This is a genomic window from Methylomonas koyamae, assembly GCF_006483455.1.
GTDB lineage: Bacteria > Pseudomonadota > Gammaproteobacteria > Methylococcales > Methylomonadaceae > Methylomonas > Methylomonas koyamae_B.
Genome location: NZ_PPPU01000004.1, coordinates 1 through 14,517 on the forward strand (window position 1 = coordinate 1; position 14,517 = coordinate 14,517).

Sequence of the window (14,517 nt, forward strand, 5' to 3'; positions counted from 1 at the left end):
AGGCATGGCCTGCTCCTACTGCAAATGACTCAGGACGATAACCGGGGATTTAGGGCCGGCACAGGCCCGATGCGCGCCACGCGCATCTTAAAATTTCACTCGCCGGCAAAAGTGGGCATAATGCTCCGGTTTTTTAGTGCGCAGAACCAGCCATGCAATGAAACCAGCGGCCAACATATATTTGATCGGTTTGATGGGCGTCGGTAAGACCACCATCGGCAAACAGCTCGCCAAAACGTTGCAGTGGCCGTTTTACGACAGCGACAAGGTGATCGAGGAATGCACCGGCGTGGATATTCCGACCATTTTTTCCTACGAAGGCGAAGAGGGATTCCGTTTGCGCGAGCAGGCGGTGATTCATCATTTGTCGATGAAGCAGGGTATCGTCATGGCCACCGGCGGCGGTGCCGTGATCAAACCGGAAAACCGCCAAGCCTTGATTGAAAACGGATTCGTGGTCTATCTGCAATGCTCGATCGACAAAATTCTGCATCGCACCAAACACGATACGCAACGGCCGTTATTGCGTACCGAGAATCCGCGCCAGCGTTTGCAAACCCTGCTGGCCGAGCGCGACCCTTTATATAGCGCGTGCGCCGATTTCAAAATCGATTCCGGCGTGCTGCCCACCAAAACCGTCGTCAAAACCATTTTGCAGCAGTATCAGGCTGCTCTGGAAGACCATGAAAGAATTGCGAGTTGATTTAGGCAACCAGCGCAGCTATCCGATCTATATCGGTTCCAAGCTGCTGGAGCAACCCGAGCTCTTGCGCCGGCACATCCGGTCCAAGCAAGTGTTGGTCCTCACCAACGAAACGATTGCGCCGTTGTACCTGGCCAAAGTGCTGGCGGGCTTGGCCGATTATCAAACCGATAGCGTGGTGCTGCCGGACGGCGAGCAATACAAAACCCTGCACTATCTGGAAAAAGTCTTCGACGGCTTGCTGACCAACAAATTTAGTCGCAACGCCACCTTGATCGCACTGGGCGGCGGCGTGATCGGCGACATGGGCGGCTTTGCCGCGGCCTGCTACCAGCGCGGCATCGCTTTCATCCAGATTCCGACCACATTACTGGCGCAAGTCGACTCCTCGGTCGGCGGCAAGACCGGCGTCAACCACCCGCTGGGCAAAAACATGATCGGCGCCTTCTATCAGCCGCAATGCGTGATCGCCGACGCCGACGTGCTCGATACATTGGACGACCGCCAATTGTCGGCCGGCTTGGCGGAAGTCATCAAATACGGCCTGATCCGCGACCCGGCATTTTTGCAGTGGCTGGAAGCCAACTTGCCGCAATTGCTGGCCCGCGACAAAGCCGCGCTGGCTTATGCCATCGAGCGCTCCTGCATCAACAAAGCCGAGGTGGTCGGCGAAGACGAATTCGAATCCGGCGTGCGCGCCACATTGAACCTGGGCCACACCTTCGGCCATGCCATCGAAACCGGCTGCGGTTACGGCCAATATTTGCACGGCGAGGCGGTCGCGATCGGCACCTGCTTCGCCGCCGATTTATCGCGGCGCCTGGGCTGGTTGAACGACGCCGACGTGGCGCGGATCGTCGCCCTCTTCAAAGCTGCCAAACTGCCGGTGACGCCGCCGGCCGAGATGACCAGCGAGCAATACGTCGATTTGATGTCGGTCGACAAGAAAAACGTCGACGGCAAGATTCGGGTGATTTTATTGGAAGCGGTCGGCAAGGCGTCGTTGCCGGTCAACGTCGATCTGGCCCAGTTGCAAGCCACCTTAAACGGCTATGCTGGATAACGACGACCTCACCTACAGCTACCAACGCCGGTCGGTGAATAACAGCCCCGAGCGCGCGCTGATCACGCTGGAGCGTTCGCAAAAACTCGACTTGCTGGTGCATTTGCTGGCAAACCTGCAGCAGTCGTTAATCGTCTGCGGCCCGGCCGGCATCGGCAAATCCACGCTACTGGAAACCGTCCGCCAAAACCGCAAGGACTTGTGGGACGTTGCCCTGTTGCAAGCCACGCCGAACGCCAGTTTCGAAAGCCTGATCGTCGAGTCGCTGCGCGACCTGAAGCTGAAAACCGCTTCCGCTTTCGACATCAACGCCTTGCGCGACGCCTGCGCCCGGCGCAAAGTGGTGGTGCTGATCGACGACGCCGGCGAACTCGGCCCCGGTTTGCTGACCATGCTGATCGAATTGGCCGACTCGATTCCGGGCCTGCGTCTGGTGTTCGCGATGAACCACGACCAATTTCACATCAAAAGCGGCACCGACAAGGTGGTCGAAGAATGCCACTTCATCGAGTTACCGCCGTTGAGCCGCAAACAATGCGGCGAATATTTACAGAATTTGTCGGCACAACCCGGCGCGGTGCTGTCGTTCAATGCCATCACCGATAGCCTGGTCGAGCAGGTATATCGCGACACCCACGGCATTCCGGGCAAGATTCTGGCCGAGCTGCCCAAGCTGGCCCACTACCAAAGCCGTAAAACCGCCCGGACCGGGCTGTGGCTGGGCATTGCCGCGATTGCGGCCGGAGCGGGTTATGTCGGGTTCAGCTTGTTGCCTGCCCAACAGGCGCCGCAGCCGTTACCGCCACCGGTTGCCTTGCCCGAGCCGGCCAAACCGGTTGAGCCGGCGCAGCCAGCGACGGCAGCCGAACCGACTCCGCTAGCGCCGCCGCAACCGGCGGAGACAGAACCGGACACTGCTGCGCCGGCAATTCCGGCTGCCGAACCTCCGGCTCCAGCGCCACCAGCCGCGTCAAACCAAGCGCCGAGCCAGCCCCAAATTCCGGCAACGGTGCCGGCCGCAGCCGTTGCGCCTACCGAACCAGCCCCGGCGCCAGCCAAGACCGAAACGCCGGTGGCGGCCGCGCCAAACCAGGCCGCCGAGACGGCGACTACTGCACCGGCTCCCGCCGAGACCCCGGCAAAACCGGCCCCAACCGAACCCGCCGTTGCTAAAGCCACTGTCGAGCCCGCGCCTGCGTCGGCAACGCCGCCAACACCCGCGGCTCCGCTAAAACCGGCCGAACGCAAACCCGGCAAACCGATCTCCGACGGCGGCGGCGACGATTGGATCATGACCCAGCCGCCGAATAACTTTACCTTGCAGGTCATGGTGCTGTCCGACAAGGCCGCCGTCACCCGCTTTCTGAAAAAATACGCCGACTACCGCGATGCGTTAACCTACTATCCGATTAACAAAGGCGAGCAAGAAAAATACGTGCTGATTTACGGCTCGTTTGCCACGGCCGCCGAGGCGCAACAATTCAAGGCGGTCATGCCCAACGAATTCAAACAGGCGCTGGAAAAACGCTTTCGTGCCGTGCAAAAAGAAAGCCGCCGCTGATTCATACCATCCCACCGAAACATGAGCCAACTACAAAACGATTTATTCCTGCGCGCCCTGTTGAGACAACCGGTCGAACGCACCCCAAGCTGGATGATGCGCCAAGCCGGACGCTATTTACCGGAGTACCGCGCCGTACGCGCCAAAGCCGGCAGTTTCATGCAACTGTGCACCAATCCGGAATTGGCCTGCGAGGTGACCTTGCAGCCACTGGAGCGCTACGGCTTCGACGCCGCAATTCTGTTCTCCGACATTCTGACCATCCCCGACGCGATGGGTCTGGGCCTGTCGTTCTCGGAAGGCGAAGGCCCGCAATTCGCCCGGCCGGTTCGAACCGCCGCCGACATCGCCAACTTGGCAGTCCCCGATCCGGAAGCCGAATTGCGCTACGTGATCGACGCGGTGCGCCTGATCAAAACCAATTTGCAAGGCCGGGTGCCGCTGATCGGTTTTTCCGGCAGCCCGTGGACGCTAGCGACCTATATGGTGGAAGGCAAAAGCAGCAAGAGCTTTCAAAAGGTCAAAAGCCTGATGTTCGAGCAGCCGCAGTTGATGCACCAAATGCTGGACACCCTGGCGCAGGCGGTTGCCGCCTATCTGAACGCGCAGATCGCCGCCGGCGCCGACGCGGTGATGGTGTTCGACACCTGGGGCGGCATGCTCAGCCATGCCGATTATCTGGAGTTTTCCTTGCGCTATGCCCGGCAAGTCAGGGACTTGTTGCAAACCCAGCGCGACGGCAAACAAATTCCGACCATCCTGTTCACCAAAGGCGGCGGTTTGTGGCTGGAGGCGATGGCCGACAGCGGCTACGATGCGCTGGGCCTGGATTGGCAGACCGATATCGGTCAGGCCCGGGCCAGAGTCGGCGACCGGGTGGCGTTGCAGGGCAACATGGACCCGATCACGCTCTACGCCAAACCCGACGTGATCCGCGCCAAAGTCGGCGACGTGCTGGCCGGCTTCGGTAACGGTTCCGGCCATGTATTCAATCTGGGCCACGGCATATTGCCGGATATCGATCCGGAGCACGTCAAGGCCATGGTCGATGCGGTCCGCGAATTGAGTCCGCAATACCACGCCTCCGGCGCCTGACGCGGCGCGTTCGATCGAGACCGCGGCATGTGGTTGCAAAAACGTCTTCAACTGACCGCCAAACCGCGCGGGTTCCATCTGGTGACGCGGGAAATCGTCAGCCAACTGCCGGAACTGGACCGGATCGAAATCGGTCTGGCCCACATTTTTCTGCAACACACCTCGGCGTCGCTGGCGATCAACGAAAACGCAGACGCCGACGTCCGCCGCGATCTGGAAAGTTATTTTTCCCGGGCCGTGGCCGAAAATGAACCCTATTACCGGCACACGCTCGAAGGTCCCGATGATATGCCGGCGCACATTAAAACCGTCATTCTGGGGAGTTCTCTGTCCATCCCCATCAGCGACGGCCAATTGGCACTGGGTATCTGGCAAGGCATCTATTTATGCGAGCACCGTAACCACGCCGGCAGCCGCAACATCATCGTCACGCTGCACGGCGAATAAAGAGGTATTTATGAAATCGATTAGATCGACGGCAATCCTGGTTTTGGCATCATTCGGCTTTTCGGCCTGCGCCGAACAACCCGCGGCCGGCGGCCCGGAAATGACCGTTTATCGCAGCCCGACCTGCGGCTGCTGCGGCAAATGGCTGGAACACGCCAGACAAAGCGGCTTCAAGATCAAGGACGTGATCAGCGACGACATGGACGCGATCAAAGCCCGCTACGGCGTCCCGGAAAAACTGGCGTCCTGCCATACCGCGATAGTCGACGGCTATGTGGTCGAAGGCCATGTCCCGGCCGGCGACATCCAAAAAATGCTGCAAGCCAAACCCCAAGTCACCGGTCTGGCCGCGCCCGGCATGCCGATGGGCAGCCCCGGCATGGAAATGGGCGGGCGCCAGGATGCCTACCAAGTGGTTTCGTTCGACAAATCAGGCAAAGCCGACGTATTTGCCGAGCACGGCGACAAACGCTGATCCCGCTAATGGCCGGACATAAAGCGCTGGTAACCGGTGCCACCGGTTTCATCGGCGGCGTACTTTGCGGCAAATTAAAACAACTTGGCTATACCGTGGCCAGCGCCGGCCGCTCCGACGCCGCCGATTTTTATTGGGATCTGGCGACCGCTGCGGACGCGCCCGACCTGCTCGGTGCCGGTGTCGATACAGTGTTCCATCTGGCCGGAAAAGCCCATGCGCTGGCCGAGAATCGGCAGGACGCGGCGGAGTACCGACAAATCAACAGCGAAGCCACGCGCAAACTTCTGATCGCCGCGCAGCGGGCCGGCGTGCAGCGCTTCGTCTATTTCAGCAGCGTCAAGGCGGCGGGCGAAGACAACCGGCAACCGCAGGACGAAACCGCCGAAGCGCCGGCCACCGATCCTTACGGCCAGTCCAAATACGCCGCCGAACAATTGGTTTTGCATGGCGGCTATGTGCTGCATCCGGTGGTGATCCGGCCCAGCATGGTCTACGGCAACAGCGGCAAAGGCAACCTGCCGCGGATGATAGAGGCGATCCGGAAAGGCCTGTTCCCGCCGTTACCGCCCGGCAACCGCCGCTCGATGGTGCACGTCGACGATGTCGCCGCCGCGGCGATAGTGGCCGCTGAACGGCCGCAAGCCGCCGGCCAAATCTATATCGTGACCGACGGCCAATGCTATTCCACCCGCGACATCTACGACCTGATCCGCGCCGCGCTCGGAAAGCCGCCAGTTAGCGGGTCGCTGCCGTTACCGTTGTTGCAGGCAGCCGCCAAATTCGGCGACCTTTACGGCCGTCTCGCCGGGCGGCGTTTCCCGCTGGATAGCGACAGTTTGGATAAATTAACCGGCTCGGCCTGGTATTCGTCTGCTAAAATCCGCCGCGATTTGGGCTACGAGCCCGAGCATACGCTCCGCGACACCTTGCCGGAGATCATTCGTTATTTAAGCCATCGGGCGTGATGCTACTTTTCTGCGTTATTTTCGCGCTGTCGGCGCTGCTGACCGGCCTGATCCGCCGCTATGCGCTCGCTAATCAAGTTCTGGATATTCCCAATCAGCGCAGTTCGCATAGCGTACCGACCCCGCGCGGCGGCGGTTTGGCCATCGTACTGGGTTTTAGCGCGGCCTGCCTGTGGCTGTTCTGGACCGCTCAACTCGGCCCAGAGCGTTTTGCAATGCTGGCCGCGGCGCTGCCGGTAGCAGGCGTCGGTTTCTGGGACGACCACGGCGGCGTGGCCGCGCGCTGGCGCTTTGCCATCCACCTGTTGGCTGCTGCATGCGGCGTCAGCCTGTTGCAAGGCTTGCCGCCGCTGTTGGTGCCGGCACCGTTCGACGCCATGCTCGGCCTGCGCTTCTTCAATCCAGGCTGGCTCGGTTATCCGCTCGCCATTCTGTTTCTGGTCTGGGCGCTGAATTTGTTCAACTTCATGGACGGCACCGACGGCATCGCCGCCTCGGAAGCCGTCTTCGTCTGCCTGGCGCTGGCCGGCTATCTGCTAAACCTCGACCGCGCGCTATGCGCGTTAGCCGCCGGTCTGGCCGCGGCGAGTGCCGGTTTTTTGTGCTGGAACTGGCCGAAAGCCAAAATCTTCATGGGCGACGTCGGCAGCGGTTTCGTCGGCCTGGTGTTGGGCTTGCTGATCTTGCTGGCCGCGCAACAGGCGGCGGTATTGTTGTACTGCGGGCTGATCCTGTTCGGTCTGTTCGTGGTCGACGCCAGTTATACCTTGGCCTACCGCCTGATTAGCGGCCAGCAATGGTACGCGGCGCATTGTTCGCACACTTACCAGCACGCTGCCAAACGCTACGGCCATTCGCCGGTACTGATGGCTTGTTGGGCCATCAATCTGGGCTGGCTGCTGCCGTGCTCGGCCTGGGCCTTTTTGCATCCGTCCCACGCCCTGGCCGCACTGGCCTCCGCTTATCTGCCCTTACTCTATCTGGCCTACCGTTTCCAGGCCGGCCGCACCGGGTTCGTCGCATCGTGACCTTCCACTTCCGCTCGCGCACTACCATTTTTCTGCACGACCTGTGCATGATCCCGCTGGCCTGGTTCGGCGCCTATTGGTTGCGCTTCAATCTGCAGCAGATCCCGGACGAATTTTTTTACCCGGCCTTGTTGTTTTTGCCGCTGGTGATGGCGATTCAAGTCACGCTGTTTTGGGTGTTCGGGCTGTACCGCGGGGTCTGGCGCTTTTCCTCGCTGCCGGATCTAATCCGGATCGGCAAGGCGGTATTGGCCGGCATCTTTCTGATCGCCTCGTCGCTGTTCTTGTACGACCGGCTGGCGGGCGTGCCGCGCTCGGTAGTGCCGCTTTACGTACTGACCTTGTTCTCGCTACTCAGCGTGCCGCGTCTGGTATACCGGTTCTGGAAGGAACGCGCCTTCGTCGATCGGATCGGCCGCCGCGCTCTGATCGTCGGCGCCGGCGCCGCCGGCGAAATGCTGATCCGCGATCTACTGACCACGCCGGACAGCGGCTACGTGCCGGTCGTGTTTGCCGACGACAATCCGGCCAAATTCAGGCGCGAAATTCGCGGCATCCGGGTTGCCGGCAATGTCAGCCAGATTCCGGCTCTGGTCAAGCAATGGGATATCGAGGTGGTACTGATCGCGGTGCCATCGGCCAGCGACGCCCAAATGCAGCGCATCGTCGAAATCTGCGAGACCAGTAAAGTACCCTTCAAAACCCTGCCGTCGGTCAAGGAATTGCTCAGCGGTGCCGTGGCCAAGACCGCACTGCGTAACGTATCGATCAAGGACATTCTAGGCCGCACGCCGATCAAGCTGGATTGGCGGGGAATCAAGAGCCACTTGCACGGCAAGACCGTGCTCGTTACCGGCGGCGGCGGCTCGATCGGCTCCGAACTTTGCAAACAACTGGCCGGAACCCAGCCGCGCAAGCTGATCGTGTTCGATCAATGCGAATTCAACCTGTACAAAATCGACGCCGAATTACAGCGGCGCTTTCCGGAGTTGTTGCGGGTTGCCGTGCTCGGCGACGTTGCCGATCCGGTCGCGGTACAGCGGGTGATTCGCGAGCAGAAGCCGGAAATCGTGTTTCATGCCGCTGCCTACAAACACGTGCCGCTACTGCAAAACCAGGTGCGGGAAGCGCTGCATAACAACCTGATCGGCACCAAAATCCTGGCCGAAGCCGCCATGGCCGCCGGAGTGGCCCGCTTTGTATTGATTTCCACCGACAAGGCGGTCAACCCGACCAATGTGATGGGCGCCACCAAACGCGCCGCCGAAATCCTGTGCCAGAATCTGGATCGCCGCGGCAGCACCCGTTTCACGACGGTGCGGTTCGGCAATGTCCTGGACTCGGCCGGCAGCGTGGTGCCCTTGTTCCGCGAACAAATCCAGGCCGGCGGTCCGGTCACCGTGACTCATCCGGACATTACCCGCTACTTCATGACCATTCCGGAAGCCTGCCAACTCATCATGCAGGCCGAGACCATCGGCCAGGGCGGCGAAGTTTTCGTGTTGGACATGGGCGAGCCGGTCAAAATCAGCTATCTGGCGGAACAGATGATCCGCCTCAGCGGCAAACAGCCGGGCACCGACATCAAAATCGAATACGTCGGCCTGCGCCCCGGCGAGAAACTGTACGAGGAGCTGTTTCACGAACAAGAACAACTGCTGCCGACCGGCCACGAGAAGCTGCGCCTGGCCAAAGCCCGGATTTACGACAGCGAAGAATGGAGCCAGCGAATCGAGTCCTTACAACAGGCTTGCGCCTGCCGCGATAACGCCGCGCTTTTGGCCGACTTGCAGAGTTTGGTGCCGGAATTCGAGTGCCGGCCTTAGCCGTGCCGCTCCCCGATCCGATAGCAGTACAAGCGAGTAGCGCGCCGGTCCGCCAGATGGATTTCAGCGCTAACCGGCCAATCGGGTAGCGGAAACGACGACGACACGAACAGGCTGCCGGGCCGCATTTCCCGCTCCAGTTTCCGGCCCAGGCGCCGCATCACCGCCGGCGACAGGAAGGCAAACACCAGATCGAACCGACCCAAATCGCAATCCCAGAAACTGCCGCCGGCGACCGTGGCATTGACCAGCTTCCGGCACCGCCAACGCGCCGCCAGATAGGGCAGCGGCGCCCGTTCCTGCGCCGTCACCCGCAACTCGGGCATGGTTGCAGCCAAAGGCGCCGCCACGCTGGCGACGCCGGCACCCAGGTCGATAAACGCGTGGGCCCGCTCCCGCACCGCAATATCCCGCAAGGCTGCTGCGACGGCCGGCGAGGACAAAAACAGCGGCACGTCGCCGCCAGCCGTTCCCCAGAATACCAAAGCCATCAGCAAACCCGCGGCCAGATAAGCCCAGGCCGGCAACTGCAGGCTGACAGCGAACAACACGGCGGGGAAAAATAGCAGATGGATCGGCAGCCACCACAAAGGCTGCCGTAACAGGCGGGATAACAGCGCCGCAATCGCAGCTTGCCACGCCGGCGCCCAGCGCGCTTCCAATATGTCCGGCCAGAGACGAAGCGCCAACCAGACGCCGGCCAGCGCCAGCAACTGGCTGATCGCCGCTTTCAGCAATTGCACGGCTATAGATGCAGCGGGAAGCGGCTAGTGCGTAGCCGGCGGGCCGGTGACTTTGATGTTCTGCTGCACCGTCGGCGAGACGCTGGGCAAACTCGGCGTCGCCTCCGATGCGGTCGGATCGGCGCCGTCGTGCAGCACCTGGTTTTCGGTTTTCTTGTTCATCACCACAATCGATATCCGCCGGTTCATCGGATCGTTCGGATTCTCCAGCTTATAGGGAATACTCGAGGCCAAGCCGACCACGCGCAACACCTTATCGTCGTTCAGGCCGCCCTGGTTCAATTCGCGGCGGGCGACGTTGGCGCGGTCACTGGACAATTCCCAGTTGGAATAGCCGGTGCGGTTACTTGGAAACGGCAGGGCATCGGTATGGCCGTTGATCGAAACCTTGTTCGGCAGCTCGTTGATGACCGGCGCCAGCTCGCGCAGAATGGCCTGGGCGTAACTTTCGATCCCGGAGCTGGCCAGCTTGAACATCGGCCGGTTCTGGGCATCGACGATCTGGATTTTCAAGCCTTCCGGCGTCGACTCCAGCTTGATCTGGTCTTTGTATTCGCTGAGCTTGGTATTGGCTTCCAGCATGTCCTCGATTTTTTCCTGCAACTCCTCCAGCTTCTTTTTTTCCTGCTCCTCGGCCAGTTTTTGGATATCTTCCGGTGTCGGTTCGGCCGGCGGCGCTTCGCCCTGGTGCACCTGGCCTTCGTCCTGCGATTTCAAATCCTGGCCGCCGGCCTGGATGATGTTGGTGCGGTCGCCGGAGCCCTCACCGGGGTTATTGGCTATCGCTATACCGAACGGATTCTGGAAATATTCGGAAATACCTTTTTTGGTGACTTCATCGGTGGTACCGAGCAACCACATCAACAAAAAGAAGGCCATCATTGCCGTCACGAAGTCGGCGTAAGCGATTTTCCAGGCGCCGCCGTGATGGCCGCCGTGACCGCCTTTCTTGACTTTTTTGATGATTATCGGTTGTTCGGCCATGCTCGCTTACCCCTTATTTACCGCCCTTCAAGGCTTCTTCGAGTTCGGCAAAGGAGGGCCGGGCAGAATGCGGAATCGCTGTGCGCATGAATTCCACCGTCATCGCCGGCGAAGTACCTTTGGCGCAATTCAACAGGCCTTTCTGGGTGCATTTGTAGGCATTGCTTTCTTCTTCCAGGCGGGCTTCCATCACCGACGCCACCGGACCGATAAAGCCGTAAGACACCAAAATACCGAGGAAGGTACCGACCAGCGCCGCGGCAATCAGTTTGCCCAGTTCGGCCGGCGGAATGCCCACCGATTCCATGGTGTGCACCACCCCCATGACCGCCGCGACGATACCGAAAGCCGGCATGCCGTCGCCGACTTTTTGCACGGCCTTGATCGGCTCGTTACCCTCGGCGTGGTGGACCTCGATCTCGGCGTCCATGATGTCTTCGAGCTGGTTGACGTCGACCCCGGTCAGGATCAAACGCAGTTTGTCGCAGATGAATTCCATCAAATGGTGATCGTGAACCACCTTCTCGCCGAATATCGAGCTGCCTTCCGGATCGTCCACAACCTTTTCCAGCGACAGCAAGCCTTCCTTGCGCGCCTTTTGGCTCAATGCGTTAAAACTCATCAACAGCTCCATGTAGTAATCCTTGGTATAGGTGCTGCCTTTCAAGGTGGCGGTACCGCCGGCCATGGCCGCTTTACTGACCGTCAGCGAGTTGCTCGCCAAAAAGGCCCCGAACGCCGAACCGACGATAATCAATACTTCCACCGGCTGCCAAAGCACACCGAGGTGTCCTCCCGCCATCAGGAAGCCGCCCAACACGCAGCCCAAAATGACCACATAACCGATGATTACAAACATGGTTGCCTCTACAACAAAAAGTTAAATCCAATTGGCGCCGGACCGGCCCGGCGGACGCGACCGCCTAAGTCTAGTCCAGCTTGGCCGGACTTGCGCTCAGGCAGCGTGGTCGGCTTTTTTCAGCACCAACTTGCTGATCGCCGGCAACACGATAAAGGTACACGTCATAATCCAGAAAATACCGATGGTGATGACCAGACCCATGCTGGAAATCCCCTGGTGCGGCGAAAACGCCAGGCCGACGAAGCTGGAAATTGTAGTCAATGCCCCGTAAAACATGCCGCGGGCGGTGCTGGATTGGTAAATATTTTGTTCTTCCGACAAGGAGTGGTGCAGTTTTTCCACCATATGGATACCGTTATCGACACCCAAGCCCATCAATAGAGGCAGGGCGATGATATTGGCGAAATTGATCGGCGTGCCGGTAAACACCGTGGTCGCCATCGTAAACAAGCCGGCCAGCACCAGCGGCGCCATTACCAGCAGGGTATCGACCACGCTGCGGCGGATGAACATCAGCAGCACCGCAATCGCCACCAGAGCGATGATAATCGCTTCCTGGAAGGCGCCGATCACGGCTTTCATCGACTCCCAATACATCACCGGCAAATCGGTCGCGTTCGGCGCCACGGCCTGCACGTCGACGATGAACCGCTGCAGATTGGCCAGATCGTTCAAATCTTCTTTCGGGAAAATCTGGATCCGGTACAAGCCGTCCTTACTCAGCCAGCGCTCCCTGATCTCGTCCGGAATGCTTTCCGGTACGATTTCCGCGGCACGGAAACCGGTCAGCAATTCGTTCATCACGGTCGGCAGCGTGCCGAGCAACGAAGTCTGAATTTTCTCGATGAACACGCCGCGATCCGGCTGCATCCGCGCTTCCAGTTCCAGCTGCACGTCGAGCAATTCCTGCTTGAAGCGGCTCAAGGACTCGATGTCGGCCGGCTTGGTCTTTTTCGGCAGATTGGCGTCGATCGCCGCAATCATGCGTTTGATGGCCGGCAACGGATCGGCGCCGCTTTTCAATTGCGGAAACGACTGGCTTTGCGGCCCCAGCGCCAGTGCCATATCGTCGATCACGCCAAGCTTTTCCTCCTGGTCTTCCGGGACGAAATCGAACAGGCTGACGGTCTTATCGACGGTTTTCAGGGCCGCCAATTTGGTTTGCATGGCTTTGGCTTCGGTTTCGCTTTTGACCAATACCGTCAATGTCATCGGCGAGGTTTCCCGCTCCTTCATCAATTCCTTGAAGGCAACCACCGACTCGGTATGCGGGTCGCGCAGATTCAGCGGATTGAAATCGGTCTTGACCTGGAACACGAAATACACCGCGGCGATTGCGCCGGCCAGGGTCAGAAACGAAATCGGCTTGGCGTAGTGCAGGGTAAAGTGGGCCAGGGCCAGCGACAACTTGGAGGCGCCGGGCTGCTCGCCGTGCAGATTGTGGTAGGGCGGATTCGGCAGCACTTTCAGCAACACCGGCAATACCGTCAGCGTGACGAACAGACAGATAAACAAACTGGTACCGGCCAATAAACCCAGCTCGGAGATGCCCTGGTAATCGGTCGGAATAAACGCATACAGACCGATCGAGGTGGTGCCGGCGCATAAAATCAGCGACGGGCTGGTCGCCAGCAAGGCGGAACGGATCGCCTTACCTTTGTCGCTGCCGTGCAGATCCAGATTGTCCCGGTAACGCAGGCAAAAATGGATGGCGTATTCGACGCCCAAACCGATGTTGGACACGGCGAAGGCCACCGAAATCAGGTTCAACTGTTTCACCGCGACCGAGGCGAACAGGCCGCAAAACACCATGCCCAGCGCCAGCGTCAACAGCGTGGCCAGCATCAGCAGCCAGGAGCGGTACGCCACCAGCAGAATGCCGCAGACCAACACCACCGAGAAAATACTGGCGGTGAAAGTACCCTCGCTCATGCCGGCCATTTCGTCGTGCTCCAGGCCGACTTCGCCGGTGATCCAGACTTTGACGGCCGGCATGTTCGGGTCCTGAATTTTATTGGCCGCCTTGCGGATCACGTCAATCGCCGGCTCGACCGGCAGAATCTGGCTGAAATCGAATTTGGGCGTGACGAAGATAAAGGCCTTGTCGGACTGCTCTTCGCTGATTTTGTTTTCGGCGATCAATTTTTGCCAGGACAGCAGGTCGGTCTCGCCGTTCAGGGTCTTGTGCAACGAATTGCTGACTTTGTCGATCAAGGACATTAAGTCGATAGGCACTTCCTCGGTCTTGGTTTCGGCGTTCAGCGCGTCCTCGAAAATCGAGAAAAAACCGTTCAGACTCGGATCCTGCGAAATCCGGCCGATGAAGGGCTGGGCTTGCGCCAGTGTGACCGAGAAATCCTGCAATTTGTCGGCATCCAGGTACAACAGGCCGTTGCGTTGAAAGAATTCGTTTTCGTCGGGCCGATAGACTTTGGTGAAATGTTCGGTATCGGCGCGCAATTCGCGGCCCAAGCGCCGGGCCGCGGCTTTGGTCAGTTCCGGACTGGACGATTCGATCACCAGCAGCAGGGTATGCACTTCCTGGCCGAACTGCTGCTCGAATTTGCGCCGGTTTTGTTGAAACGGCGCATCCGGCGCAATCAATTCGGCGGTATCGGTATTCACGGTCAAGTGGTTGCCGGTGTACTGCAAAGCCCAATAAGCCGCCAGCACTGAAACCAACAGCACCAGGACAGGGGAATACAGCAGCCAATTGCCCCAGCGGTAGGCGAAATGCCCCAAACGGTTTTCCAAAGACATAG

General features: G+C 59.6%; 13 protein-coding genes. 9 read left to right on the forward strand and 4 right to left on the reverse strand.

Annotated features, from left to right (window positions below):
- The first annotated feature begins 157 nt into the window (after positions 1-157).
- From aroK to C2U68_RS01385, 9 genes are read left to right on the forward strand one after another with little or no spacing between them, the layout of a single operon-like run.
- Positions 158-703 carry a shikimate kinase AroK gene (aroK, locus tag C2U68_RS01345; RefSeq protein ID WP_140910714.1) on the forward strand — a complete coding sequence of 182 codons (546 nt, stop codon included), beginning with the start codon at positions 158-160 and terminating at the stop codon, positions 701-703.
- Positions 684-1,766 carry a 3-dehydroquinate synthase gene (gene aroB / locus C2U68_RS01350; RefSeq protein ID WP_140910715.1) on the forward strand — a complete coding sequence of 361 codons (1,083 nt, stop codon included), beginning with the start codon at positions 684-686 and terminating at the stop codon, positions 1,764-1,766. Before aroK ends, aroB begins: the two co-directional genes overlap by 20 nt.
- Entirely contained in the window at positions 1,756-3,327 is a 1,572-nt protein-coding gene (locus tag C2U68_RS01355; RefSeq protein WP_140910716.1) for an AAA family ATPase, read from the forward strand. Before aroB ends, C2U68_RS01355 begins: the two co-directional genes overlap by 11 nt.
- Before the next feature lie 21 nt (positions 3,328-3,348).
- A complete protein-coding gene (gene hemE, locus C2U68_RS01360; RefSeq protein ID WP_140910717.1) occupies positions 3,349-4,422 on the forward strand; it encodes a uroporphyrinogen decarboxylase in 1,074 nt (357 codons plus the stop codon).
- Between the two features lie 27 nt (positions 4,423-4,449).
- A complete protein-coding gene (locus tag C2U68_RS01365) occupies positions 4,450-4,869 on the forward strand; it encodes a secondary thiamine-phosphate synthase enzyme YjbQ (RefSeq protein ID WP_140910718.1) in 420 nt (139 codons plus the stop codon).
- 10 nt (positions 4,870-4,879) lie between these two features.
- Positions 4,880-5,344 carry a DUF411 domain-containing protein gene (locus C2U68_RS01370; RefSeq protein WP_140910719.1) on the forward strand — a complete coding sequence of 155 codons (465 nt, stop codon included), beginning with the start codon at positions 4,880-4,882 and terminating at the stop codon, positions 5,342-5,344.
- An 8-nt stretch (positions 5,345-5,352) separates the two neighbouring features.
- Positions 5,353-6,312, forward strand: a complete 960-nt coding sequence (locus C2U68_RS01375; RefSeq protein WP_140910720.1) for an NAD-dependent epimerase/dehydratase family protein — start codon at positions 5,353-5,355, stop codon at positions 6,310-6,312.
- Complete coding sequence (locus C2U68_RS01380; RefSeq protein WP_140910779.1) at positions 6,312-7,340, forward strand: MraY family glycosyltransferase; 1,029 nt, start codon at positions 6,312-6,314, stop codon at positions 7,338-7,340. The genes C2U68_RS01375 and C2U68_RS01380 overlap by 1 nt, the downstream gene beginning before the upstream one ends.
- On the forward strand, positions 7,337-9,166 hold the full coding sequence (locus C2U68_RS01385) for a polysaccharide biosynthesis protein (RefSeq protein WP_186289466.1): 1,830 nt from the start codon (positions 7,337-7,339) through the stop codon (positions 9,164-9,166). The genes C2U68_RS01380 and C2U68_RS01385 overlap by 4 nt, the downstream gene beginning before the upstream one ends.
- Here the strand turns inward: C2U68_RS01385 and C2U68_RS01390 are convergent.
- The 4 genes from C2U68_RS01390 to C2U68_RS01405 form a co-directional block, all read right to left on the reverse strand.
- The gene (locus C2U68_RS01390; protein WP_140910721.1) at positions 9,163-9,909 is read right to left on the reverse strand and encodes a hypothetical protein; all 747 of its coding nucleotides are present in this window, start codon (positions 9,907-9,909) and stop codon (positions 9,163-9,165) included. The two genes, C2U68_RS01385 and C2U68_RS01390, sit on opposite strands and share 4 nt — an antisense overlap.
- A 24-nt stretch (positions 9,910-9,933) precedes the next feature.
- Entirely contained in the window at positions 9,934-10,893 is a 960-nt protein-coding gene (gene motB / locus C2U68_RS01395) for a flagellar motor protein MotB (RefSeq protein WP_140910722.1), read from the reverse strand.
- Positions 10,894-10,906: 13 nt separating this feature from the next.
- On the reverse strand, positions 10,907-11,752 hold the full coding sequence (gene motA, locus C2U68_RS01400; protein WP_140910723.1) for a flagellar motor stator protein MotA: 846 nt from the start codon (positions 11,750-11,752) through the stop codon (positions 10,907-10,909).
- Positions 11,753-11,848: 96 nt separating this feature from the next.
- Entirely contained in the window at positions 11,849-14,515 is a 2,667-nt protein-coding gene (locus C2U68_RS01405; protein WP_140910724.1) for an MMPL family transporter, read from the reverse strand.
- Between the last annotated feature and the right edge of the window lie 2 nt (positions 14,516-14,517).

Coding starts and splice junctions, on each gene's coding strand:
- aroK (WP_140910714.1), top strand. CDS start 158: ATGAAACCAGCGGCCAACATATATTTGATCGGTTTGATGGGCGTCGGT.
- aroB (WP_140910715.1), top strand. CDS start 684: ATGAAAGAATTGCGAGTTGATTTAGGCAACCAGCGCAGCTATCCGATC.
- C2U68_RS01355 (WP_140910716.1), top strand. CDS start 1,756: ATGCTGGATAACGACGACCTCACCTACAGCTACCAACGCCGGTCGGTG.
- hemE (WP_140910717.1), top strand. CDS start 3,349: ATGAGCCAACTACAAAACGATTTATTCCTGCGCGCCCTGTTGAGACAA.
- C2U68_RS01365 (WP_140910718.1), top strand. CDS start 4,450: ATGTGGTTGCAAAAACGTCTTCAACTGACCGCCAAACCGCGCGGGTTC.
- C2U68_RS01370 (WP_140910719.1), top strand. CDS start 4,880: ATGAAATCGATTAGATCGACGGCAATCCTGGTTTTGGCATCATTCGGC.
- C2U68_RS01375 (WP_140910720.1), top strand. CDS start 5,353: ATGGCCGGACATAAAGCGCTGGTAACCGGTGCCACCGGTTTCATCGGC.
- C2U68_RS01380 (WP_140910779.1), top strand. CDS start 6,312: ATGCTACTTTTCTGCGTTATTTTCGCGCTGTCGGCGCTGCTGACCGGC.
- motB (WP_140910722.1), bottom strand. CDS start 10,893: ATGGCCGAACAACCGATAATCATCAAAAAAGTCAAGAAAGGCGGTCAC.
- motA (WP_140910723.1), bottom strand. CDS start 11,752: ATGTTTGTAATCATCGGTTATGTGGTCATTTTGGGCTGCGTGTTGGGC.
- C2U68_RS01405 (WP_140910724.1), bottom strand. CDS start 14,515: ATGTCTTTGGAAAACCGTTTGGGGCATTTCGCCTACCGCTGGGGCAAT.